Source organism: Putridiphycobacter roseus (assembly GCF_003234935.1).
Lineage (GTDB): Bacteria > Bacteroidota > Bacteroidia > Flavobacteriales_D > Crocinitomicaceae > Putridiphycobacter > Putridiphycobacter roseus.
This window is the reverse complement of sequence record NZ_QKSB01000002.1, coordinates 41,251-65,903: the sequence shown is the minus strand read 5'-3', so window position 1 is coordinate 65,903 and position 24,653 is coordinate 41,251. Positions and strand designations below refer to the sequence as shown.

The window sequence follows — 24,653 nt, the reverse complement described above, 5'->3', positions numbered from 1 at the left end:
GATAAAAAAATGCATTTTTTCATCTAAAATCATAAAAAATGACGTGAAAAAGTATGCTTTTTGACAAATTTAACACTATTTTGCGAAAAAACGAATAAAAAAAGGATTGCTTTCCTTTGTGTTTTCTTCGTTTATTTTGTGTGTAAAGCCCACTCTGTCCAAGAGCCATCATACACTGCTTTTTCCCCTTGGTAAACAAGTTCACTGGCCAGTAAAATAATGCATGCAGTGATACCTGAACCACAAGTAAAGACTGTTTTACTACCTTCATGCATTATTTCTTTAAATAATGGGGTTAATTTGTCTATGGATTTAAATTTTCCATTTTCTAATACAGTAGTGTAGGGAATATTGATCGTATGAGGAATGGCCCCGCTTCTTAATCCTTCCCTAGGCTCTGGTGCAGTCCCCATAAATCTGCCACTCGAACGCGCATCTATTAATTTAAATTTTTGCTGGTCTACATGTTGCTGGATGTCTTCGAAATGTTTTACCCAATTGGGTTGAAAATGGGCTTTAAAATCCCCCGTTTTCCATGTGATTTCTTTTTTTGCAATACTTATCTTAAATCCTGCTTCTTCCCAAGCAGGTAAACCACCATCTAAAACCGAAACATTAGTATGCCCCATTAATTGAAAAAGCCACCATACCCTAGGACTAGTGTATACTCCTTTGTGGTCGTAAATTATAATTTTACTAGAAGATTGAATTCCTAATTTTTGACATTCTAGCTCAAACTGTTCTGGTAATGGATACGTGTTGGGGTAGGGACTATTTTTCCTTTGAAAATTATGCTTCAAATCGAATACCCTTGCTCCAGGTATAATTTTAGTATCCGAAGGGTCTGTTCCGGCATCTAATATAACAAGTGCCGGGTCATGTATGTTCTGTTTTAACCAATTTACAGATGTGATTGGAGTCATGTTTTTATTTTTTTGAAATCGTTAAAAAATCAGTGTCACCACTTTTGCTGATGATTACCATCCATTCCATTTTAATTCCTGTTTGTGAAAGTAAATACCAGTCTTCATCTAATACATATAAGTCAGTAGTGTCAGCGAAATGAATATTAAAAGTAGGGTCATCACTGTTTTCTGCTTCCGCATCAATAGCTACCATCCAATCCCCCAAATAATGATGGTCTGTTGTGGCTGCATGGACCGTACCGTTTTCTAAAAATGTGAAGTCATAATCGGCAAAGTCTTCTGTTTTATTCTTACCATCATCATTGTATTTTGAAATTTTCCAAATACCATCTAAGAGGTTTGATTTTATTTGTTTTTGTACATTTTCACTTTTATTTTTTTGGCAACTCGAAACTAAACATAAAGCCAACAATGTGAAGGGGATTATTAATTTAAACCACATAACTTTTCGTTTTAAATGTAACTCAAATTTAAGGAAAAATTAGGTTGAAAAACAGGAAGTTGCAATAATTGTTTTTACTTATTATTCGTTAAATCTGATTTTTTCTAATATCAATTTTTGTAATTTCAAGTCCAATACCATTGCCTATTGTTAAATATCTATAAGCGATAAATAAAGATCGGAAAAATATAATGAAAGGTGACCAAATAGGAGGGAGGATAAAAAAAGCAATTTACTTTTTAAGGCTTTAGTTTCGCTTCAAATTTCGCTTCAGTAGCCATTTTAGCCTTGCTTAAGCTTAAGATGCCATTTTCAATGCTGTAATTATCTATGCTGTTTAAAACTTGCATCAGTTTATTCTCAATCCCAGGTTTTACACAAGTCATCTCAGTGATCACTATATCATTTAACTTTATTTCGGAAGGTTGGTTGTTCATGTAATTTCCATAGAAGTTATTACAACCGCCATTGCCTATTACTTGATTATCTAAGGTGTTAAATTGAATATAGACTTCATGCGTAGCCATTTCGTTTGTGATTTTTTGTCCTTGAAATTCTATTAATTTCCAATAAGTATCGGTGAATTGAGATCCTAGTTTATGTAATGTGTAATTCGCGCTTTGGGTATCAACATTTTTCTCTCCTTCAGCATCTAACTTTAGTATTTTATTTTCTAATACTTGGTATAGGTTATTTTCCTTCCCTTCTTCTCCCATTAAAACTAGCGTTTTCCCATCTTCTTTCCAGTCAAATTCACCGTTTTCAATCGCTGTTTCATTTTCTCCCCCTAAATAAGTAGTGGTTAAAATATAAGTTTGGTTACCCTTTAATTGTAAAGTGGTGTAAATACCCTCGCAATCCTCACAAGGTAATGTTCCAGAATAGCTTCCTTGCCAATCTAAACTATTTTCATTGTCATGCATGTCAATAGTGGATTTCTGATTAGCACAAGATGTAATGGAGTGGATTAATAATGCGACAAGGATTAGTTTTGTAAATTTCATTTCTATGTTTATTTACAGTTGTCTAACTTACACAAACTATAGAAACTCATTCCTTTTCTAGATGCTATTCCACAATTGTCTTTTTTTAATTTCCATTTACGGTGAAAATTTGTACTGCCATTCTTATCCTTTAAAATAATAGTATTTTTATCCATAGACCATGCTCCTGAAACTACTATTGGGTTACTTAAATCTGTTTTATCGCGGTAAGTAAATGATAGGTCTTGATTTAAAGTTAAAGCAACTGGATAGTTTTCAATTTGACATACGCTATAAGTTCCAATTAAGTCTTTTAAATTATTATCAGGAGAAACAAAACCACTTAGGCCATAGAAAAATAATGCAGTAAATAAAATAGTGAATGACTTCATAACGAGGTTATTTTTCAATCAATATACATAATTATTTCAATCTTCCTGAAATTTGTTTGGCTTAAATAAAAACAAAGTCGGCGGTTTATCCTTTCCTTCATTAGAAATATACATGTCTCCATTTTCTAAAAAAGTAATGCCTTCGGCTTGTGGAAATATTTTTTCTGGCAAATGGGTCATGTAAATGATGTCTCCAGATCTATCTATGATCAACAACAATTGGTCAACAGCGGATAATACATAGTAGTGGTGGTTTATTGGGTGAATAGCTACTCCGGATATTCCTAGTTTTACCTTGTGACTGGTTTTACCTTTTTTAGATTTAGTGGGTATTTCAATGTCGTGTTTTAAAGCATACGCTACTACATCTTTAATTTTAATGGTCAATATAGGCTCGTCCATCATTTTTTTGTTATCCAAATGATAGCCATGAATAGTCCTTAAGTCACCCAACCCCTTTTTATGGGTTTGTTTAGATTTGGAACCTATCAGCATCAACCCCGTTTTGGGGTCGAAGCATAGGCCTTCATTATCTTTATTAGAAATTCCAGTTTTTATTAAGTTTGTCTTTATTTTTCTTGCAGTATAATCCTCTATTTTAATAATATCTCCATCACTTCTTAAGATGTAAATTGAATTATTAATATGTGAAATACCTTCATAGTCTGCTGGCTCACCAAAATTTATTTCTTTGGTGATTTTATTGGATTTTAGATTGAAAATAAATACAATTCCTAATTCATCTTGAATACATGCTATTTCATCCTTGTTTAAGTCGGTTAAACCAGATACTTCCTCTAAAATTTTAGGCAAGTTATAAGTTTGACTTGGGGCATTTAAATTATATTCTTGCAATGGGTTTGATTTTTGGATGAAACTCATGCCAAATATAAAAATAGTAAAAAGACCCACGAGGCTAATGATTATTTTTTTCATGATAGAGATAATGTTGTAGTAGGTTATTAAAAATAAATAAATACTTAGAGTGCAATCTCAAGGTGTTCTACCTCTAATTCTACCTCTTCTAATTCATCATAGTCTACTTCTGCAATAATATTTATCTTCGTTTTTTCGTCGAAATTAATGGTGGGTAAGTATTTAGACTCTATTTCAATTAATACCTTACCGGTAGCATCTTGAAACCAATAAGTGTCTTTGTTTATTTTTTCAATGACATACCCACTTAGTTTAACATTTGTATCCGATTTATCTAATTGCGCGGCATTTTTCTTCACCTCTAAAACGGTTAACGTTTTGTTGGTGGAATTCGGACCTGTGTATTGTGCAAATGCAGCTACAGAAGTGGAGAATAAAATGATTAAGCTTACTTTTTTTAATGTAGTTTTCATATCGTGTTTTTTAATTATAGTTCAAAATTAAAAACAGATTCTGTAGAATTTTGGGATATTTTGCCAATGGCTAAAAATAAATTATTATTTGATGAATTCCCTTATTATCCACATGGTATTTTATAGTAAAATCATACTTTAAACATATTTGTTGCACGATAGCAAGACCAATACCCATGTTTCCTTGGTTTGCAGTAATAAAACGGTTCATTAATTGTGATGGTTCGCCAGGTATCACTTTACCGGTGTTTTTAATGGTCAAGGATTCTTGCGCTAATTCCACCGTAATAGAGCCGTTTTCTATGTTGTGTTTGACCGCATTTTTTAATAAATTATTTAAGATGATTTCGGCCAATCCAGGATCCATTTCTACCTTACAAACAGTTGTTTTAATACTGGTTTTGATATTTCTTATTTCAATTAAATCTTCAAATCTTATCAAGGCAGCTTTTAATTTATCTTGGAAGTCAAATTGCTTTACTTCATGAAACTCTTCATTGTTTATTTTAGTCAATAATATCAGAGATTTTTGGACTTTATTTAAATCGTTTACTGCTGCGTATGTCTTTTTAATTAACGTCAAATCTTGCTTGTTTTCTACAGCTATCTGACCCATTAATTGCTCTGTATTTTGTTTGATAATTGTCAGGTAAGTCTGTACTTCATGACTCATGTTTTCGGTAAATTCTTTATGGTTGTTGAAATCCGTATTTATTTTATTTAATAAGTTTATAATACTATGATTTAGCTGGTTAAATTCATCAATTTGGTTGTCTTCTAAGGTTGGAATCTCCTTTTTTATTTGATACGCATTGAGTACACTCAAGGTATGGTGAAATGGTTTCCAAATTCTTTTATTTACTGTATATAGAATGATGATAATCATAATTGCCATGATAAACAGGATGCCAACTACAATGAGAAGGGTACCTTCTAAAATGTCATCTTTACCTAATAATAAATGTCTCAATACTATGGTAAAATATTTGTCGTTGTGGGGAATAGAAAATTGCAATTCCCTATTGGGCACCATCTCATTGTCGCCCAATTCTAAAATTAGGGTGTCTTTAAATAGGGTTGGTTGTAGGGTGTCGACTTCATATATTGCTGCAACTTTATGAAAATCGGGTAAAGTTTTATGCTCCTTATGAAATTTGATTAAACGATCTTTTTCGTACGTTAAAAATTCATCCGTTTCTTCATGTGCTATATATTCAATGGTGTGGAAACAAAATACTGATCCAATCAACATTACAGGTAGTAACCAAATTAAAGTACTGCGGTATGTTTTCGTGATTAATTTCATGAATTTGCAGTGAATTTGTAACCGATACCATAGACCGCTTTAATGTAATTTTCACCACCTTTTTCTTGGATTTTTTTTCTAATATTTTTGATGTGAGAATATATAAAATCAAAGGAATCCGAAAGGTCCATATTGTCCCCCCAGATGTGTTCTGCAATCGCTTCCTTTGTGAGTACACGATTTACATTAGAGATAAAAAAAATGAGCATATCAAATTCACTTTTCGTCAATTTAATGGGCTGTTCGTTTACCCAAGTAACTCTTTCATTTAAGTCAATTTTTATGGCATTAAAATGAAGGATATTTGATCCATCAAATTTACTTCTTCTCAATAAAGATTTAATGCGCGCAATTAATTCTGCATTGGCAAAAGGCTTGGTGATATAATCATCTGCTCCTAATTCTAATCCTTGTACTTTTTGATCAGTAGAATTTCTTGCGGAAATGACTATGTTGCCTGTGAGTGGTGACTTTTTCTTTGATGCCTTAATTAAATCTAATCCACTGCCGTCTGGTAAATTGATGTCAATGATAATTAAGTCGTATTCATATATTGCTATTTTTTCACTTGCCATTCGATAATTGAACACTGATTCACAATAAAAACCAGCATTGGTGATGGCATTGGTGATGCTTTCATTAAGTGCTTCATTGTCTTCAATCAAAAGTATTTTCATGGGACTTTTTGTGTAAAATTAAGTCTGAATTTAGGATTAATTTAGGATAAAGTGTAGCTCCTTTATGCCAAAAATAAAAGTAAGGCTAAACCTGCAAATGATTAGCCACAGTTGTCATGTCTAAAATTTACAATTTAATACCCATTAAACAAACATCATCTACTTGAAAATTATCACCTTTCCAAGCATTAAATTCAAATTCTAATAGTGTTTTTAGTTGGTTAAAGGGTAAGTTAAAGTTGGACTGTAATAAGTTGTTGAGTCTTTTTAATTTATATTTTTTAAATTTTGGTCCACCAAATTGGTCTTGAAAACCATCTGACCCCATAAAAATAATATCTCCAGGTTGATAATCAATTATTTGAGGGTCAAATGTTCTATTCTGTTCCATTTGCCACCCGCCAATTGGATACTTATTGCCTTTTATAACCTGCATTTCGGCTTGTTTACTAATATGGATTAATTTGTGATTTGCAGAGGAAAAATATAGCTTCGATTTTTTCTTGTCAATGCATACAATAGATAAGTCTATCCAAGGATTATCAAAGTTTTCTTCTTCTATGTTTTTAAAACTTTCAATAAAACGCTTATCTACCTCTTGTAATATTTTATAGGTTTTTTTTAAACCTTTATTCATGATGGTATATTCAAATAAATTAATGGCCAATACGGATAATAATGCGGCTGCAGTACCGTGTCCTGTACAGTCACCAATTACCGCATAGGATAAGTCGTTTTTTGCGCCAATCCAATAAAAATCACCCGAAATTATATTAAGCGGAATGTCTAATACGAAAGAGTCATTAAAAAGTCTTTGAAAATGTCTAGGCTTTGGTAATAAACCTTCTTGTATGGTTCTTGCTGTTTCTAACTCAGCAGAAGCTGGTTCTGTAAATTTTTTATATTCTGTTATCATTGCTTTATCGGGGTTTTTAGCAATGGTAAAGAAAAGAGAATATGTGGTTTTGAATTTTAAACCAATACTAAATTAATGTTATCATTTATTAGCCAAATTTTAACACGTTTTATACTGCTTATAAATTTTCGAATTCAAAATGATAAGTAGTCCCGTGATCCGTTTTTTCTAAATCATAAAAACCATCTAGTTGCTCTGTGAAAATCTCTATTAGGGAAGTGCCAAAATTATTAGAATTCTTATTTTCAATCCAATTTCCATTGTCGAAATACATCATCATTAGTTTGCTGTTTTCTTCCTTAAGGTGAATCATTATTTTACCTGTTTTCTTGTCTTTTAAGCCATATTTAATACTGTTTGTGATTAATTCGTTTAGAATTAAGGCAATGGGTACAATGGTTTTTAAGTTAATGTATTTAACAGCTGTTGAAACTTCTAATTTTATTTTTTGGGCTGCAGTAAAATTATCTATTAATTCATTGGCAAGGGTTTCAATATACTCTTGGGTCGAGAAATTTGACAAATTATCCGCATTATAGATTTTATCATGTATCAAGGCAATAGCTTTGATGCGATCAATCGTTTTATTCATGGCCGCACTGGTCTTTTCGTCTAAATCGGAACGGACTTGTAAGCGCATTAAACTGATAATAATTTGCAAGTTATTTTTCACCCTGTGGTGAATTTCTTGTAATAATATTTCCTTTTCTTTCTCTCGTTTTTCTGTTTCATTTAATGCAATTTCTAACTCGCCTTGTACCCTTTCTTTTTCTGAAATTTGATTTGTTAAAGAGCGATTCCAAAAATAAAATAAGATAAATAATAGAATGATGACTCCGGAAGCTATGATAAGCCAAACAAATGCTTTTGACCAATTGAATGCATGGTCGTATTGAATGGAGATCCAGTCTTTGCGGATTCGAGCTCTATCTTGTTTACTGATGTTTTTTATTACCTTCTGACAAATATCCCTAAATACTTCATAGTGCGGTGTAAATGCCATGGCTATTTGAACTGGGTCATAATTACTCGGTCCAGCTATTTTTAAATTAGTATAACCTTTGTGGTTCATTTGATAACTGATAACGCCTAGGCTTCCGACAACCGCATCTATCTCTCCAAAACTTAAGGCACTCAAACATTCACTTATAGTTTTGTATTCTACTATTTTAATATTTTTGTATTCTTCAGCTATCAAATCAATGGTCCAAAACCCTTGGGGTAAACCAATGGTTTTATTCATTAAATCCTCCAGTTTTACTATAGAATTTTCATTTATTTTAGTAGCAATTATGATTGGGTCAGATATGATTGGTTCTGTAAATTTTAAATATTTATTCCGCTCTTTATTGATGGCGCAACTAGAAGCCATATTGATGGTACCACTTTTTAGTCCTGAAATGGTTTCTTCCCATGTAGTGCCAATTAGTGGTAAAAGGGTGATACCTGTTTCTTTAGATATTATTTTAACATATTCACTAACGATTCCTGAATGTTTGCTATTTTCATAAAACTCATAAGGGGCCCAATCAGGTACGTAACCAAAATGAATGATAGGATGGGCTGCAATCCAATTTTTCTCTATAGCAGTAAATTCAATTTTTTGTCCAAAATTGAAAAAGCAAGTAAAAAACAAGATTAGAAATAAATAATATTTCAAAATGTGGGGATTTTATGTCGTTATGGTCTATAAATATATGAATTTTATCTTTTAAGCAATTAATATTTTGGTTATTAAGATTAAATGTATGATTTGTTTATTTATCGGTAAGGTTAAAATCCCAAAATAAGTATTCGGTAATGCAGCAATTTATAAGAAAAATAAGCCATGTAGCTAAATGGCTATGGAAATAATCTTTAGGGCCATTATTTATGGTTGCTTTGTATGCCAAGTTTGGTAAGAACATACATTTCTAAAACCTATTGTCGCACTTTTTAACTGTGATGACCGCCAAAGTAAATTACTGCGATTTTCACAGCTTTTTTCAAAATTATAACCATATAAAATACCATGGATAAATGTCAGTTCGCTTACATTACTTTTTAAATGGGCAATAAAAAAGTCTTTGCACAAGTCTCCATTACTGTTTCGCACAAAGGTTTCGTTTTTTTCCATTTCGCTTTCAGATATTGCCATTTGGTGCAATGGACAAAGACAGTTAAGTGAAGGAGCCTTTTTGATGGTTTTAGGCTTGCATAGGGCCAAGTTTTTTTGATTAATAGAGTCTGATTTTTCTTGAATGATTTTATACTGTTGTGGCGTTGGTAAACTGTATTTAGGGTAAGACATAAACCTAGGGTCTGGTGTCATGCCTAAATAATTGCCATTAAAATACTTGGTAATACTGAAGGTGGAATCTGCAGCAGTTGATTTATTAGGTTTGATTATTTTATTTTTTATTAAGGTAAATTCCATCACACGATCCGAGCGCCACAAGGAATAGGAGAGCGCCTGTAAATAGGTGACGCCAACTACTGGGTAATTTCTGTATTTTGGACTTCTTAAGTAAGTGGAAGTATAGTTATGGTAAATGCTATCTAAATCTAACCAAACTGTAGTGTCGGGTAAGATAAAATGATATTCCTGCGCGTTTTTACCAAATATTTTCTGGGTCCAATGCATGAATTCTAACCAACTGAAGTTGGTGATTTCTGTCTTATCTATAAATAAATTATTACTTATTTGAAGCGTGCCAGGCGGTGGATTGTTTTTCTGCTTATTTTTTAAGGTCGTTGAAATAAAAAGTAAACTAAAAATGAAGGTAACAAAAAAGTATTTAGATGTATGCATACAAAGTTTAATAATAAAAGTAGAACAACTATTACTGTTAAAGTTACAGAAAAACTTATGTAAATGAAAAAAAGGCAAATATTAGTCTGCCCTTCCTTTTATTTATGTAAAATAGATTAGGATGCTTTTTCATTGTTTAAACTTTCTAAAATTTCTTTGCTTTTAGAAAGGTCTAGTGTTCGAATAGGAAAAGGAATATCAATTTGATGTTCGTCATACTTTGTTTTAATGGCTTCTACTGCTTGACTTTTTAACAATACAAAATTGCTGGCGTGTGTATTTGCAGTCCAAAACCTTACCGTAAAGTTAATGGATGATCCACCAAATTCATTGTAAAAAACTTCAATGGGCTTATCTTGCATAATCCCTTCCAAAGTCTTTATGGCTTCAACCGTTAATTGGGTAACTTGACTTAAATTTGAACCATAAGAAACGCCAACGTCTAAATCTATTCTTCTTTCCGGACTGCTGGAATAATTAATTAAAGGGTTTTGAAAAATCTGATTATTTGGTATAATGACATCATTCCCTTGAAATGTGCGTACTACTGTAGTTCTTAGTTTAAGTTGTTTAACAGTGCCCGAAATCGCTCCTGTGTCTATTACGTCTCCTATTGTAAATGGCTTGTTAGAAGCCATAAATAATCCCGAAATAAAGTTAGCAGCTATGTCCTGAAAAGCAAAACCAACAGCTATACCTGCAATACCAACTCCTGCCAAAATAGAAGTAACTGTTTTATCTAAGTTAACTATGGACAGCGCAAATAATAAACCAAATGAAATGATTACTATTTGTAATACCTTGGCGAAGATTGCTTTTAATTCCTTGTTGTCCCATTTCGCCAATAAATATTTTTGAAATATGATTTTAATGCCTTTGGATAAGAAGTAGACCCCAACACTTACCGCTATGGCCAATAAAATATTTGGTAACATTTTAATGAACATTGCATACCAATCATCCAATTTACTTCCTATCATCTTTATTTCTTCTCTCATACAACTAGGTATGAAAATATCTTGCCCTAATCTAAAGTTGTTGAAGTATAGTTGTTTATTGTTTTCAGATGATGTGCTGTGTGTAAAAAGTACCCGTTAAATGGGTAATATATTTCCACTTATTGGTTTAATTTAAATACAATTTTAAATCGGGTTCCTGCATTTGAAGTAGAATCAACGGATACTTTAGCTTTGTGTACATCAAATATGTTTTTTGTATTCGCCATACCAAGACCTAAACCACCTTGTTTGGAACTGTAAAAAGGAGTAAATAAGTTTTCTTGCACTTCAGGACTCATTCCAATACCATTATCACTAATTCCTACTTCAACCTCTGTAGAGGTGCTATTTAGTGCAATAATTATTTTGGGGTTTTCAGTTTGATCCAGCGCTTCTATGGCATTAATAATGATATTTGTAAAAGCAATAGTTAATTGCTCTTTATCCCCATAAATTTTTGATTCTTGTGCTAAACCTTCATTTATAAAATCGATCTTTTTAAGCGTGATTCTGTCTTTACAGTTGTTAATGGCGTTTTTTAAGGCATTTTCTATAAATATATCTTGTTTGGCAATCTTTGAATTTCTTGTGTTTTTTAAAAAATTATCAATTAGAGTAGATATTCTTTTTGTATTTCTGTGTACTAAGTTTAACAACATTTTGGCATCCTCGCTTTCTCCAAATTCCAATTTCATTTCTTCCGTTGCCAACATAATATTCGATAATGGATTCCTTACTTCATGCCCTAGTATTCTAGCCATACGACTCATTAATTCTAATTTTTCAGTTCTAATGTTTTCCGCTTCTGCAATCTCTAATTCCGTTATGTCATGAATAACACCTTGGAAATTAGCTTCGTCTTTTGAATATAAGATGGTGGAAATAGAAATGTAAACTTCTAAAATTTTGCCAACACCATTTTTTATTTTTGCCCGCTGTATGTTTTTACCAGTTTTTTTTGAAATAGATTTAAATAACATTTCAATATCATCACTGATTATCATTTTTCTAAAGTCAAAAGACTGGATGTTTTCTAACTGCATCAAATTCTTAAAACTCTCATTGTAACGAATTACTTTAAAGTTTTTGTCTGCTGTAAAAATAGCTTCATGACTATTGGAGAATAAATTGACATACTTTTCTTTTTCTACCCTTAATAATTCTTGCTGTTTGTATGTTTCAGTGGCAAATTTAATTGATTTTGAAATTACCGCAGGGGAAATCGTATTTCGGTTTACAAAATCATCTACACCATCATCTTCTATTAATTCGTCAACCTGGTTTTTTGTACCCACCAAAATAATAGGAATATGCTCTTTCAAACGACTCAATTCATTTAAAAAATCACTTCCTGTCTCGTTACCTAAATGTGTATCCAAAAAGCAGACATCAATGTTTAAACTTTTAAAATGTTCCACACCTTCTTCATATGTTTTTGCCCATTGGGTTTCAACTTGCCACTCAGTAAGTGCCGACATGCAGTTTTTGAGTAATAAGTAATCCTCTTCTCTTTCTTCAATAATAAGGGCCGATAATTTTACTTTTTTCATCAATTTGAATTTCGTTTTCGCTTGTGTAGTTAAAGATAAACTTGTTTTTAAAAAAAAGGATTTATTCTCGGAATACTTCTACTTAAATTGTGTGAATCTCGCCCCAACCTACAATGAATTTGGGTAAAAGTTACTCATAATTGGTTTGTTTAAGGTTTGCTTGATATCTTTATGTGTTGTTAATTAGTGGGTTATTTAAGTAGGCACTTTTTTTGCTCATCCTAAATCGAAAATTAATTATTAATCTTAAAAATAACTAAAAATGGAAAGTAATACAAGTAAAGTAATTTTAGCAGCAGGTGCAGGAGTAGCAATGGGAGTAATTGCAGGTATTTTATTCGCACCAGCCAAAGGTACGGAAACAAGAGACCTATTAAAAGGGAAAGCGGAAGAGGTAAAAGACCAAATTAAAAATAAAGTAAATTCCTTTGAGCCGGCTGATATTTTAGCTTCCTTAAAAAAACGCGTAGCAGAAGGTTTAGTAGAAGGTAAGGATGAAGTTAAAGCAGCTTTGTTAGCAGAAATAAAAGCCTTACAAGCAGAAATTGAAAAATCATAAAAATGGGGCTGACAGATAAAATAAAAAAGATTTTAAACAAATTTGAAAACTATGCCTCTTCTAAAATTGAAGCAGCACGACTGGAAACCGTAGAAAAAACAATCAATATTTCTTCTGCAGTTTTAAGTTGGTTTTTAATTGTAATTATGGGCACTTTTTGCCTTGCCTTGTTCACTGTTCTGGCTATTATGATGCTAGTGCAATTGACGGGTGATTATTTAAGTGCAACAGGTATCGTTATGGGAATCTATCTTTTAGTTTTTGTATTGTTACTCTTGTTTTACAAAAAACTATTGTTGAGACCAATTAAAAATTTACTATTTGGGATTTACCTCTCTACCTACGAAAAAAAATAAGCATGGATAATATCGAAAAATTTCAAAAACTTAAACGGATTAATGAAATCAAAACTATTTTAAATAGAGGGGAAATAGAGGACGTATTTTCTATCGAAAAGCAAAGTATTAGCCTGTTTTCTAATGTGAAAGATTTGTCTTTTTTGGGGAGTGTATTGGTGAAAATTTATAAAAAAATGTTTAAAAAATAAATCCAAAGTAGCAATTGTATGATGACAAAACGACTTTATAGAACTCTAATTATTACGAGCATTATTGTGCTGACTATTTATTATGCGGGAAATGTGTTAATGCCATTAATATTTAGTGGATTTTGTGCCATGTTCGTACATCCATTAGTAAAGCGGTTTGAAAGCATAGGATTACCCTTGGTTGCTTCTTCTTTGATAGTGGTACTTCTTCTTGTGATAGTGGTTGGAACCATTATTTCATTATTTATATACGAAGGAACTGGGATAATACAAGAATTACCTATGTTCGGTGTTCAAGAAGTGATGGAAAATCCAGTGGATGCCATTGATAAAAAGGTAGCAATAAATCTGGAAAGTTACAGAGAGCATATTTTTAGTGCAGTTGCATCTTTTAAAGAAAAAGTAATCGCCATAATTCCAGAAACTATCATTAACATAAACAATGCAATAATATTTATGGTAAGTTGTCCTATTTATATCTTTTTTATGCTGATCTCCAGATCTTCCATTCGAAAATTTTATTATACAAGTTTTGAAAATAAGAGACAACATATGGGAAATGAAATATTGAATGAAATAGAACATGTTTATATTCAATATTTAAAAGGATTGAGTTATGTGATGATGATTGTGGCCACTTTAACCAGTATTGGTTTACTGGCTCTAGGAATTGATTACGCTATTTTTATTGGCATACTTGCAGGCTTATTAACTTTAGTGCCTTATGTTGGTGTTATTATTTCCGCTGCCATACCTGTCGCTATAGCAGTGCTTACTAAAGATAGTTTATGGTACGCTTTAGGTGTTGTAGGTATATTTGCAGTTGTGCAGTTTTTAGAAGGTAATTTTATCACCCCCAAAATTATGGGCGGGCAAGTGGAGGTTAATCCATTGATGGTTATCGTTGGAATTGTTATTTTTGGGGCCATAGGAGGAATTGTAGGAATGATTTTGACCATACCAATATTGGCCTTGTTAAAAATTATTGCTAAATATGTACCTGGTTGGAAACCTTTGGAAAATTTACTTTCAGTTTAATTAGAAAGAAAAACTAAAAAGATGTCGAATAAAGAAATAAAAAAAATAATTATTGTAGATGACGAAGTAGATATATGCTATTTAATTAAAAGCATATTAAAACGAAAATTTGCAGCGAAAATAGATATTTGTAATAGTGTGGAAGAAGCATTGGATAAGCTAAAAGTAGCCCAATACGATTTGGCTTTTTTTGACATGAGATTAAATGACGGAACTGGAGAGGAACTCATCTCTCAAGTACATGAAGAAGGGGAGCCAAAACCCTATATAGCAGTTATTAGTGCTTACACTTCACCATCAGATATGAGCCATTTAAACGATTTGAAAATTGATGAGTTTATTCCAAAACCATTATCTAGTGAAAAAATAATTAACTGCTACCTTGCAGCTACTGCTTAAATTATTATTTTAGTGCTAAATAGCAAAATTCCATGGCAAAAATTCTAGTAATTGACGATAATAGAGATGTTTGTTTATTATTGAAAAGGTTTCTTTCAAAAAATAACTTTCAAGTAGAAGTAGCATACACAGGAATAAGTGGCTTGGAATTATTAAAAAAAACGGCTTTCGATATTGTATTGTGTGATTATAGATTGCCAGATCGTGATGGATTAGAAATGATTCAGTCGATTAAAATCCTCCGTCCAACTGCTGAAATCATTATCATTACTGGTTATTCAGATGTGAAAATGGCAGTAAATGTAATGAAACGTGGCGCATTCGAATATGTGATTAAACCTATATTGCCAAACGAAATTTTACACACGGTGCAACAAGCATTGCTTAAAAAAGAACAAGTAATTGCTATTGATCCCAAATCTACCAAAAAAAATTCTCCTCCTAAAAAATCAAAAAATAAAGGCCTGACCTATTTGGAAGGAACTGGCGTGCGTGCCAAGCAAATCAACAAATTAATTGCACTTGTGGCACCAACAGATATGACGGTGGTTATAGAAGGGGAAAGTGGTACAGGTAAAGAAGTAGCAGCCAAAAGAATTCATGAAGCAAGTAAACGAAGTAAACAAGGTATGATTGCCGTAGATTGTGGCGCCTTACCTAAAGAATTGGCTGGGAGTGTGCTTTTTGGACACTTAAAAGGTGCTTTTACTGGCGCTTTAGCCGATAAGATTGGGCACTTTGAAGCAGCAGATAAAGGGACTCTATTCTTGGATGAAATTGGAAATTTAAGCTACGAGAATCAAATTAAATTATTACGTGTGCTTCAAGAAAGAAAAATCCAAAAAATTGGCGATACGAAAGATAAAAGTATTGATGTCAGAGTGATTGTAGCGACCAATGAAAATTTAAAGGAAAAAGTAGCTAAAGGAGAATTTCGGGAAGATTTATTTTATAGGTTAAATGAGTTTAATATTCTTTTACCTAGTTTAAGAGAAAGGAATGATGACCTTGAAAACCTATGTAACTTTTTATTGCTTAAAGCCTGTGATGAATTAGATCGACCACCAATTAAATTGGATAAAAAGGTAATGGTTATTTTAAAGCAGTATGTTTGGCCAGGCAATATTCGAGAACTTAAAAATGTATTAAAAAGGGCAGCATTAGTTTGCGAAGGAACTGCCATTACAGTAGATCATATTCCTGTAGAAATTCAAAATCCAGCCATTAATTTGGCTCCTACGACTGCAGCGTCAAATTTGACAGATTTAAAATCAGTGGTTGAAGAAGCCGAAAAAAAAGCAATCTTAAAAGCGCTTAAGTTAACAGGGTTCAATAAAAGTAAAACGGCAGCCCTTTTAAAAGTCGATAGAAAAACACTCTATAATAAAATTAAGGCTTACGATATTCTATTACCGGCTTAAAAACCGGAAAGGGCTTTCACAAACTGGGGTGGTATTTCCTCAATGTATCAAATTTGTTTTTTCTGGCACAGGTCTACGTTTATGTTGTTCAGTGTTTTATGTGTTTGTATGTCTGTTGGCAAGATGTCTGCATTATTATTACCAAACGAAAAAACAAAAAATATATGAAAACTACAAAATTAGTATTGGCTTTAGGATTAATGACAACAATTGGCTTAACATCTTGTAAAAAATATGAAGATGGACCAGCATTTTCTTTACAGAGTAAAAAAGCAAGAGTAGCAAATACATGGATGATTGAACAAGCTTATAATGACGGGGAAGATGTAACAGATAGTTATGATGAATATACATTAATTACTACAGAAGATGGGAATGCAGAATTAAAAGCAGCATATTCATTTGGCAGTTTCACTTTTAACTATGAAACAGATGGTACCTGGAAATTTGAAGACAGTGAAGAAACCTTAATACTCGATTTCGAAAATGATGATGCCGACAGGTCTTATCAAATCTTAAGATTGAAAGAGGATGAAATGTGGATTAGAGAGCAAGGGGGAGAAGATGAATTACATTTGATCAGTAAATAATAAGCCTTTTTTTACGCCATTCGCCCTAGTTTATTGGGCGGATGGTGTTATCCTATAATACAAACAATTAAACCTACTATAAAATGAAAAATACAAGCATATTTAATACCTTAAGAAAAGACCATGATATTCAAAGAGACCTTGTTTCAAAATTAGTTGAAACAACAGGAGAGTCTGAGGAAAGAAAATTAATTTTCAACAAATTAAAACACGAACTGGCCATCCATGCCAATGCTGAAGAGCGATTTTTTTACAAGCCACTTATTGCAGCCGATTTAACACAAGAAAAAGCACGGCATGGTATTGCTGAACACCATGAAATGGACGAATTAATTGAAAAAATGGATTCCACTGAAATGAGTTCTGCGCATTGGTTAAAACTGGCCAAAGATTTGGCCCATGAAGTAAAGCACCATTTAAAGGAAGAAGAACATGAGATTTTTCAACTGGCAGGTAAAGTACTGACTGAAAATAAAAAAGAAGATTTAGGCATTGCTTATCTCGACTATATAAATGCCAATCGCGTTGCTTGATAAATGCATGTCATCATATTAAACCAGCGCTATCGGCTGGTTTTTTTTTGCTTGATAACGCATTAAAAAAGCGATTAAAATACTCGTTAATATTAAATAAACGATCAAGGATATTTCTATCCCATACTTATCGGCAGCTACACCCATTATTACTCCTGGTATACCAAAGCCTAAGTATCCTATCATGATATACCCAGATACAACTCTAGGTTTTTCAGTAGGATTTAAGTTTGAAACGCCGGCAAGGGTACCGTAGTATCCAAATCCATAACAAACAACCCCAATAATGGAACAGCCGATTAGAATTAAACTTAAAAACCCGTATATACTGCCAATAGTAAGTAAGGTTAATCCGGTTGGTAGTAATATGTAGGCAATGGTCATGGATTGCTTTATTGGAATTCGTTTTGCTATAGGAAGGAACATAGCACCAGAACCATTGATTAAAAATAAGGATAAACCACTCCAAGCACCCAAATTAAATTTTGCTATTTGGGATGGAATAATAGAAATTACTACACCAGTTGCTGCCCAGAAAAGAGCAATTGAAAAATTATATTGAAAGGCACCTTTTGGAAATAAAGGCAATTGAATTATTTTTTTTGTGCGGTCTGTTTCTGTTTCCGGTAAGGTTAAAGTTAAAAATAACCAAAGAATTGAAAGGGACAAGACAATCCAATAGGTGATCGGAATTAAAGTAGAAACATATACTAAAACAATACTCGTAAATAATGCGCCCCCACCAAATCCAAAACTAGTGGCAATTACAACAAGCAGTGATGCATTAGTCTCTTTGTTGGTTACAAACATCTCCGAGAGGTAACTACTACCAGTTGAAATAGATAATGCGACGGCACTACCTACTAAAATTCTTGCATAAAACAAAGCATAAATATGCGGGTAAATAATCATGATTAATACTGAAGTAGTAGAGAGCAATAAAGCGATTAACAATACTTTTTTCTTTCCAATTCTATCTGATAAACCACCCAATAACAAAGCGGAAGGAACTAGACCTCCAATGTAAGAGGCAAAAGCAAAACCAACCATGCCAACACCAAAGTTTTCATTGTCCGCATATTGTTTAAAAAGAGGCATTTCTAAATTAACAGCCGCAGTTATCAGAAATAAAATACCTGTAATAATATAAATGTTTTTATTTGAATTCATTGCTCAAATTACAAGTGTTGGTGTATGGATTAAAGCCTACATTTTTCTTCTTGTCCAAATATAATTATTAAAGATTGAAGCAGGTCATATTCTAAATAACAATGTTTCTAATTTTTTGTTTAGACTGTTTCAACTGCTGTCTTTTTATTTTAAAGTATCTTTGTCCCAGAATTATTAATCTGTGGATATGATTTATCCCTTCGTGGCAGTATAGCGAATGGCTAAGGTTCTTTTAAATAAAGTCCTTATTTTGATTTATAAAACACCAGTAGTCAAGTTAATGAATGACTGATGGAATGTGCTTACCAATCGCTTTAATCATCCTTCGCCTTGCTATCTTCATTAAACTGCAATTCGTCTTAACTTAGTATAACATGGCAGTGCCAAATCAAATTCCAGAAGGAATAAAAGATCTAATTCTTCATAAGCCAATTTGTGTTGAAATTGGAAAAGACATTCGTTTGCTTAAAGCGAACACAGACTTTGAACTAGCAATTGCTAGTTTGGAAAATGGTCATCAAATAATGATTACAGGAAATTATAGTAATGGCTTGGGCTTGTTAAAAGAATTACAAGAGCACTTGAGCAAAAAGCTACCCAATAAAACTTTTTTGGAGCAAAGGGCTTATCGGAATGCCTTTCGTACCCTTTCAAATTTAATTTTAATAGAAATAAAAAACCATCAATTACACGCGAAAAAGGCACCTATTATCGGATGGTTTGAAAAATTGTATCCGAATACAAAAAACTTTGTGCTGCCATTCCCGCAAGTGCAAGGTCTAAACAGTGCTTGGCAATGGTACCTTAATGGTGTTACGGTGCCTGTTTTACGTAATAAATTACACCCATATTATGGTACTTATTTCCCTACGCGTTTTGACCATTTAATTCTTTTCGATAATTGGTTAAAGCGCTATGAAGGACCAAAAAAAACGGCCATTGATATTGGGGTAGGTAGTGGTGTACTTGCTTTTCAAATGATAAAACATGGCTTTCAAAAAGTATTTGGAACAGATACCAACCCGAATGCTATTGTTGGCTTAAAGGAGTTTATGGGGACTACTAAATTATCCAGAAAATTGGAATTGGATTTCGGTCATCTTTTCGGTAGATTTGAGAAACAAACAGAGTTGATTGTATTTAACCCCCCTTGGATACCTGAATCACACGAACTTGAAAGCATTGATCAGGCGATTTATTATGACCAAAATTTATTTCCGGATTTTTTCAAAAATGCAAAAGAGAGACTTTTACCGGATGGTAAATTGTTGGTCATTTTCTCAAATTTAGCGCAAATTACCCATGTCACAGAAATACATCCAATAGCAGAAGAACTAGCGAATGGTAAAAGATTTAAATTGGAAAAATGCTTGAAAAGAGCAGTGAAAGCTGCTTCTGATAAAACTAAAAGAGATCAAAATTGGAGAGAGAATGAGGCTGTGGAGCTTTGGGTTTTGACACATAATGACTTAAAAACCCTGTAATTATTAGGGGTAATGTAGCCATTCTCGAATTTTTTTTTGCATTGGTAATAAGCATGTTCTTTCCAAATTATTTTTCCCAAGTTGAAAAAAAAAATAGCCAATTTTGGGAAAAATAAAAAGGGAGAAGTAGTTGCTTAATAGTTGATTGAATTTTGTTATTTTTTAAAACCACCCATTAAAAGGCTGATAATAAATAAAACAATTGCAATATAAAATACAATTTTGGCAGCACCTGCAGCACTGGCAGCTATGCCACCAAAACCGAATATACCTGCTAATATGGCGACAATGAATAATGTAATGGATAATCTAAACATAATTTTTGTTTTTAAAGTTCATCTTAAGCATTACAAAAATAAAGCCTTTGGAAGTAACTGCTATTAAACCATGTGTTTATCTTTATTTTTTGATGAGGTATATGTAAAAGTATACCCATTGTTGGGGCTTTTTTACACAGAAAAGCTCTCAAAATCAAAGGGAAATCCAGGAATACTAAAAAAGTAAGTACGGTACATTGCACCAACAAAAAGCAATAGTTTAAAGGTATCTTATTCTTTTACTACTTTACTACTCTTTGATTTGGTTTTGATATAATAAATTCCTGTCTCCAGTTCCGACAAATCAAGTTGTATTTCAGCCCCAGATTTCACTGTTTTTTGAATGTGATTGGTTACATCTTGTCCCAACATATTGTAGATGTTAATCACAGAAAGTTCCTGGGCATTACCAGTAATTGTAAGGAGGTAAGTGGTCGGGTTTGGAAACAAATGAATATCGTTTTCAGTATTTATTAGCACACTTATACTCTCGGAATATATATTATTCCCGTTAAAATCAGTCTGCTTAAGACGGTAGTAGGATATCCCAGGGAAAGGAGTTTTATCCAATGCTTCATAATTTATGGTTGTACTAGAATTACCAGCACCTTTTACTTTTTCAAAGCTATTCCAGTCTGCACCGTTACTGGATCTTTCTAGGGTAAAATAATCGTTATTAATTTCTGATGCAGTTTGCCAGTTTAAGGCGACTAAATTTTCATTAATTAAGTCTGCTGTGAATTTAGTTAAGGTAATTGGTAAAGGGGTTTGGGAAACATTAATGGTTCCTATCGTAAACCTTAAATTATTTTGAATAGCGCTTACCGCTGAAAATTGATAAACATTACCACTTACCAAAGTTGCACCTAAAATAGGATTTTCATCTGCAAATGTACCGTCATTGTCGCTATCTACTAATAATCTTAAATCAGAAGCAGTTACGGGGCCTAGTCCCGTTAAGTCAAAGCGAATATCCACTGCGCCAACATCAATAGCGCTCTTACCGCCATTTACCTCACTTACTCTCCAAACACGTTCTGATCGTGCTTCGAGGGAAGTTGGTATGTCTACAATTTCATTTGCTTGTGTAATGCCATTGTTGTGGCCCCAAATCATAAATTCATTATTATCTAGATCGGTAGGGTTTAGTATGCGAACAATTCCAGAACCTTGGGCTTCTGTGTTTATTTCACTTAGAGATATTCTTCCAATACCTGCTACATCAAAATCATAATCTCCATTGGCAGCGTCGTCCTCGTCATATAAATCATTATGGGTAATAGCTATATCATATTTTGCGGATAAGTAATTTTGGACTAATAAATGATCCAAAGAATCTAAAGAGTGGTTAAAGTGAATTATTTCGGCATAGTCTGCTCCTAAATATTGGCCATAATTTACATTTAAAGCACCTATTGCTAGGTCTTGGTTACTTGCCGACATTATTGCACCTGATTCCGCAGCTACTTTTACAACAGTGCTTCCATCCCTCAATCTGCAGCGTAAATTTGTTGCACGTGTGCCGTCATAGTCCCATCCAAGTATGTAATTAGTCCCATTGGCATAAGCACTTGGTGCACTATTAAACCGATTGTTTTGTGTGTTCACATCTAAATTTATCCTATTGCCATCAAAGAAAAACCAAGTGTATGCATATTCAGTATCAATCGTAAAGGTGATTCTTTTACCTAGTATACCACGTGGTTCCCCATCTAAATTATTGGGTCGTATTACGCTGTAATAGGTAATACCGCTATTACCATCTAAAATAGGAGAATCAGCTACAGCCATTTCATCATCTATACCATCCAAACGCACAATGGGCATACCATTTATACTGCTACTTGTTAAGAATATAGGTTGTGTTGTAGTTGAATTCTGTTTTGCGTCATTGTTGTTACCCGAAAAATCAGTCCATAAACTCACAGCTGTATTGTTTAATTGAAGAATATCATCAGCTTTTAACCATAAACCATTATTGGTAGAATTACCAACACCTCCCGGACCAGTTTGACTACTACCTGAATCCGCAAAAAAGAGGACCAATGAAATAAATATAACCAATTTCATATTTTAGACTTTTAATTCTATGCTATATACATGCGGGGATGCTCAAAAGTACAAAATAGTTGAGAATAGAGTAGGTAGCTAGGTGCCTATTTATCATCATTGGATTGGTGAAAAAGTGCATCCAATAAATAACGAACAAAAGAATAATGTGCTCATACTTTTTTAAAATGCAGATTTACATGGTTTTTAACTTTTCTTGTAATTGATACATTTCATCTCTGAGTCTAGCTGCTTCAATAAAATCTAATTTTTTGGCAGCAGCTTGCATTTCCTTTTTAATTTTTAAAGTAGCATTCTGCAATTGCGGCTTACTCATGTAAGCAATTACTGGATCAGCTGCAATACTGCTTTCGTTAGGGATATTATAATCAGAGATTTCCTTGTCTCCATCTGCCACTTTGGTTTGACGCATGATTTGTTCAACAGATTTTTTAATTTGATATGGTGTTATACCATGGTCTAAATTATACTGGTGTTGAATTTTTCGTCTTCTATTGGTTTCATCAATGGTTTTCCGCATAGAATCTGTAATCTTATCTGCATACATGATTACTATTCCGTTTACATTTCTAGCGGCTCGACCAACGGTTTGTACCAAGGCCCGTTCTGAACGTAAAAAGCCTTCCTTATCCGCATCTAAAATAGCTACCAAAGATACCTCGGGTAAATCTAATCCTTCTCTCAATAAATTTACACCAATTAATGTATCAAAATCTCCTAATCGCAATTGACGGAGAATTTCAACCCTTTCCATAGTATCCACATCTGAATGAATGTAACGACAAGCTATACCGTTTTTGTCTAGGTATTTCTGTAACTCTTCCGCCATTCGTTTGGTCAATGTGGTAACCAAAACTCTTTCGTCTTTTTCAATTCTAATGTGAATTTCTTCCATTAAATCATCAATCTGGTTTTCACTGGGACGGATGGTAATTTCAGGATCTAATAAGCCTGTTGGTCTAATCACTTGTTCAATAATTACCCCTTCCGACTTCTCTAATTCATAATTGGCTGGTGTAGCACTTACATATAAAGTTCGTGGCGTAATCATTTCAAATTCTTCAAACTTTAAAGGTCTGTTGTCCATGGCCGCAGGCAATCGAAAACCATAATCTACCAAATTCACTTTTCTAGCCCTATCGCCACCGTACATGGCTTTAATTTGTGGTAAGGTCACGTGACTTTCATCAATCATCATGACAAAATCATCTGGAAAATAATCTAATAAACAAAAGGGTCTACTGCCCGGTGCGCGTTGGTCAAAATAACGAGAATAATTTTCAATACCGGAACAATAACCAAGTTCCCGAATCATTTCTAAATCGTAAGTCACACGGTCTTCAATTCTTTGTGCCTCTACAGTTTTACCTTCGTATTTTAAAAAGTTTACGTATTTACCCAAGTCCAATTCAATTTCCTCTACCGCATTATTAATAGTTTTTTGACTGGTGACAAAAATGTTCGCTGGAAATATTTTAATGGTTTCAAAATCTTCCAGTTTGGAATTATTCATAGGGTCAAAAGTGAAAATCTCTTCAATTTCATCTCCAAAAAACACAACCCTTAATGCATAGTCTACATAGGCTAAAAATATATCTACCGTATCACCTTTTACCCTAAAGTTTCCTCTTTCCGGTGCCGTATCATTTCTAGAATATAAATTTTCAACCAAGCGCAATAAAAACTTATTCCGACTAATTACCTGCCCTACGTCCAATGGTATAATACTGTTTTCAAATTCAGCGGGATTACCTATACCGTAAATACAAGAAACAGAAGCTACAATTATAACATCTCTTCTTCCCGATAATAAGGCAGAAGTTGCAGATAGACGTAGTTTTTCTATTTCATCATTAATCGACATGTCTTTTTCAATAAACAAATCGGTAGTGGGTAAATAAGCTTCAGGTTGATAATAATCGTAATATGAAACAAAGTACTCTACTGCGTTTTCAGGAAAAAACTGTTTGAATTCACCATATAATTGAGCAGCAAGAGTTTTGTTGTGGGATAGAATAAGGGTCGGTTTATTTAAGTCTTTGATCACATTGGCCATGGTAAACGTCTTCCCTGATCCTGTGACCCCTAGAAGGGTTTGGTAATTAATTCCCGATTCAAAGCCTTCAACAATTTGTTTAATAGCATTTGGTTGATCCCCTGTGGGGTCATATTCTGATACAAGTTTAAAATCCATA

Annotated in this window: 26 protein-coding genes; 9 read left to right on the top strand and 17 right to left on the bottom strand. The window is 33.1% G+C overall.

The window, feature by feature from the left end:
* Positions 1-131: 131 nt before the first annotated feature.
* From DNU06_RS04055 to DNU06_RS03995, 13 genes are all read right to left on the bottom strand, one after another.
* Positions 132-923, bottom strand: coding sequence for a sulfurtransferase (locus DNU06_RS04055; protein WP_111061952.1), 792 nt, complete (start codon positions 921-923; stop codon positions 132-134).
* Between the two features lie 4 nt (positions 924-927).
* A complete protein-coding gene (locus tag DNU06_RS04050) occupies positions 928-1,368 on the bottom strand; it encodes a hypothetical protein (RefSeq protein ID WP_111061951.1) in 441 nt (146 codons plus the stop codon).
* Positions 1,369-1,607: 239 nt separating this feature from the next.
* The gene (locus tag DNU06_RS04045) at positions 1,608-2,372 is read right to left on the bottom strand and encodes a copper resistance protein NlpE N-terminal domain-containing protein (RefSeq protein ID WP_111061950.1); all 765 of its coding nucleotides are present in this window, start codon (positions 2,370-2,372) and stop codon (positions 1,608-1,610) included.
* A gap of 8 nt (positions 2,373-2,380) precedes the next feature.
* On the bottom strand, positions 2,381-2,743 hold the full coding sequence (locus DNU06_RS04040) for a hypothetical protein (RefSeq protein WP_111061949.1): 363 nt from the start codon (positions 2,741-2,743) through the stop codon (positions 2,381-2,383).
* Positions 2,744-2,779: 36 nt separating this feature from the next.
* Entirely contained in the window at positions 2,780-3,679 is a 900-nt protein-coding gene (locus DNU06_RS04035; protein WP_111061948.1) for an SdiA-regulated domain-containing protein, read from the bottom strand.
* Between the two features lie 44 nt (positions 3,680-3,723).
* On the bottom strand, positions 3,724-4,092 hold the full coding sequence (locus DNU06_RS04030) for a YgiW/YdeI family stress tolerance OB fold protein (RefSeq protein WP_111061947.1): 369 nt from the start codon (positions 4,090-4,092) through the stop codon (positions 3,724-3,726).
* Between the two features lie 70 nt (positions 4,093-4,162).
* Positions 4,163-5,398, bottom strand: coding sequence for a sensor histidine kinase (locus DNU06_RS04025; RefSeq protein ID WP_111061946.1), 1,236 nt, complete (start codon positions 5,396-5,398; stop codon positions 4,163-4,165).
* Positions 5,395-6,075: a response regulator transcription factor gene (locus tag DNU06_RS04020; protein WP_111061945.1), complete on the bottom strand. Its 681-nt coding sequence runs from the start codon at positions 6,073-6,075 to the stop codon at positions 5,395-5,397. Before DNU06_RS04020 ends, DNU06_RS04025 begins: the two co-directional genes overlap by 4 nt.
* Before the next feature lie 127 nt (positions 6,076-6,202).
* Complete coding sequence (locus DNU06_RS04015) at positions 6,203-6,991, bottom strand: PP2C family protein-serine/threonine phosphatase (protein ID WP_111061944.1); 789 nt, start codon at positions 6,989-6,991, stop codon at positions 6,203-6,205.
* Positions 6,992-7,109: 118 nt separating this feature from the next.
* On the bottom strand, positions 7,110-8,651 hold the full coding sequence (locus DNU06_RS04010; RefSeq protein ID WP_111061943.1) for a histidine kinase dimerization/phosphoacceptor domain -containing protein: 1,542 nt from the start codon (positions 8,649-8,651) through the stop codon (positions 7,110-7,112).
* 210 nt (positions 8,652-8,861) lie between these two features.
* On the bottom strand, positions 8,862-9,782 hold the full coding sequence (locus tag DNU06_RS04005) for an SUMF1/EgtB/PvdO family nonheme iron enzyme (protein WP_111061942.1): 921 nt from the start codon (positions 9,780-9,782) through the stop codon (positions 8,862-8,864).
* Positions 9,783-9,898: 116 nt separating this feature from the next.
* Positions 9,899-10,780 carry a mechanosensitive ion channel family protein gene (locus DNU06_RS04000; RefSeq protein WP_111061941.1) on the bottom strand — a complete coding sequence of 294 codons (882 nt, stop codon included), beginning with the start codon at positions 10,778-10,780 and terminating at the stop codon, positions 9,899-9,901.
* 119 nt (positions 10,781-10,899) lie between these two features.
* Entirely contained in the window at positions 10,900-12,330 is a 1,431-nt protein-coding gene (locus DNU06_RS03995; protein ID WP_111061940.1) for an ATP-binding protein, read from the bottom strand.
* A 262-nt stretch (positions 12,331-12,592) separates the two neighbouring features.
* Here DNU06_RS03995 and DNU06_RS03990 point away from each other — a divergent pair, with 262 nt between their 5' ends.
* From DNU06_RS03990 to DNU06_RS03955, 8 genes are all read left to right on the top strand, one after another.
* On the top strand, positions 12,593-12,889 hold the full coding sequence (locus DNU06_RS03990) for a YtxH domain-containing protein (RefSeq protein ID WP_111061939.1): 297 nt from the start codon (positions 12,593-12,595) through the stop codon (positions 12,887-12,889).
* 2 nt (positions 12,890-12,891) lie between these two features.
* Positions 12,892-13,245, top strand: a complete 354-nt coding sequence (locus tag DNU06_RS03985) for a phage holin family protein (RefSeq protein WP_111061938.1) — start codon at positions 12,892-12,894, stop codon at positions 13,243-13,245.
* Positions 13,246-13,247: 2 nt separating this feature from the next.
* Positions 13,248-13,436, top strand: a complete 189-nt coding sequence (locus tag DNU06_RS03980) for a hypothetical protein (protein ID WP_111061937.1) — start codon at positions 13,248-13,250, stop codon at positions 13,434-13,436.
* An 18-nt stretch (positions 13,437-13,454) separates the two neighbouring features.
* Positions 13,455-14,474, top strand: coding sequence for an AI-2E family transporter (locus tag DNU06_RS03975; RefSeq protein WP_111061936.1), 1,020 nt, complete (start codon positions 13,455-13,457; stop codon positions 14,472-14,474).
* 21 nt (positions 14,475-14,495) lie between these two features.
* Entirely contained in the window at positions 14,496-14,873 is a 378-nt protein-coding gene (locus DNU06_RS03970; protein WP_111061935.1) for a response regulator, read from the top strand.
* Positions 14,874-14,905: 32 nt separating this feature from the next.
* A complete protein-coding gene (locus tag DNU06_RS03965) occupies positions 14,906-16,294 on the top strand; it encodes a sigma-54-dependent transcriptional regulator (protein ID WP_111061934.1) in 1,389 nt (462 codons plus the stop codon).
* A 164-nt stretch (positions 16,295-16,458) separates the two neighbouring features.
* Positions 16,459-16,884, top strand: a complete 426-nt coding sequence (locus DNU06_RS03960) for a lipocalin family protein (RefSeq protein WP_146239141.1) — start codon at positions 16,459-16,461, stop codon at positions 16,882-16,884.
* Between the two features lie 83 nt (positions 16,885-16,967).
* Positions 16,968-17,417: a hemerythrin domain-containing protein gene (locus DNU06_RS03955; RefSeq protein ID WP_111061932.1), complete on the top strand. Its 450-nt coding sequence runs from the start codon at positions 16,968-16,970 to the stop codon at positions 17,415-17,417.
* Positions 17,418-17,435: 18 nt separating this feature from the next.
* On the opposite strand, the gene DNU06_RS03950 is transcribed toward DNU06_RS03955, so the two are convergent.
* Positions 17,436-18,587, bottom strand: coding sequence for an MFS transporter (locus tag DNU06_RS03950; RefSeq protein WP_111061931.1), 1,152 nt, complete (start codon positions 18,585-18,587; stop codon positions 17,436-17,438).
* 374 nt (positions 18,588-18,961) lie between these two features.
* Between DNU06_RS03950 and DNU06_RS03945 the strand changes: the two genes are divergently transcribed.
* Positions 18,962-20,071 carry a methyltransferase gene (locus DNU06_RS03945; protein WP_111061930.1) on the top strand — a complete coding sequence of 370 codons (1,110 nt, stop codon included), beginning with the start codon at positions 18,962-18,964 and terminating at the stop codon, positions 20,069-20,071.
* A 155-nt stretch (positions 20,072-20,226) separates the two neighbouring features.
* Here the strand turns inward: DNU06_RS03945 and DNU06_RS03940 are convergent, their stop codons facing one another.
* The 3 genes from DNU06_RS03940 to uvrB all read right to left on the bottom strand — a co-directional run bounded on the left by DNU06_RS03940 (position 20,227) and on the right by uvrB (position 24,652).
* Positions 20,227-20,388, bottom strand: a complete 162-nt coding sequence (locus DNU06_RS03940; protein ID WP_111061929.1) for a DUF1328 family protein — start codon at positions 20,386-20,388, stop codon at positions 20,227-20,229.
* Positions 20,389-20,619: 231 nt separating this feature from the next.
* Positions 20,620-22,458: a T9SS type A sorting domain-containing protein gene (locus DNU06_RS03935; protein ID WP_111061928.1), complete on the bottom strand. Its 1,839-nt coding sequence runs from the start codon at positions 22,456-22,458 to the stop codon at positions 20,620-20,622.
* Between the two features lie 175 nt (positions 22,459-22,633).
* The gene (gene uvrB / locus DNU06_RS03930) at positions 22,634-24,652 is read right to left on the bottom strand and encodes an excinuclease ABC subunit UvrB (RefSeq protein ID WP_111061927.1); all 2,019 of its coding nucleotides are present in this window, start codon (positions 24,650-24,652) and stop codon (positions 22,634-22,636) included.
* Between the last annotated feature and the right edge of the window lies 1 nt (position 24,653).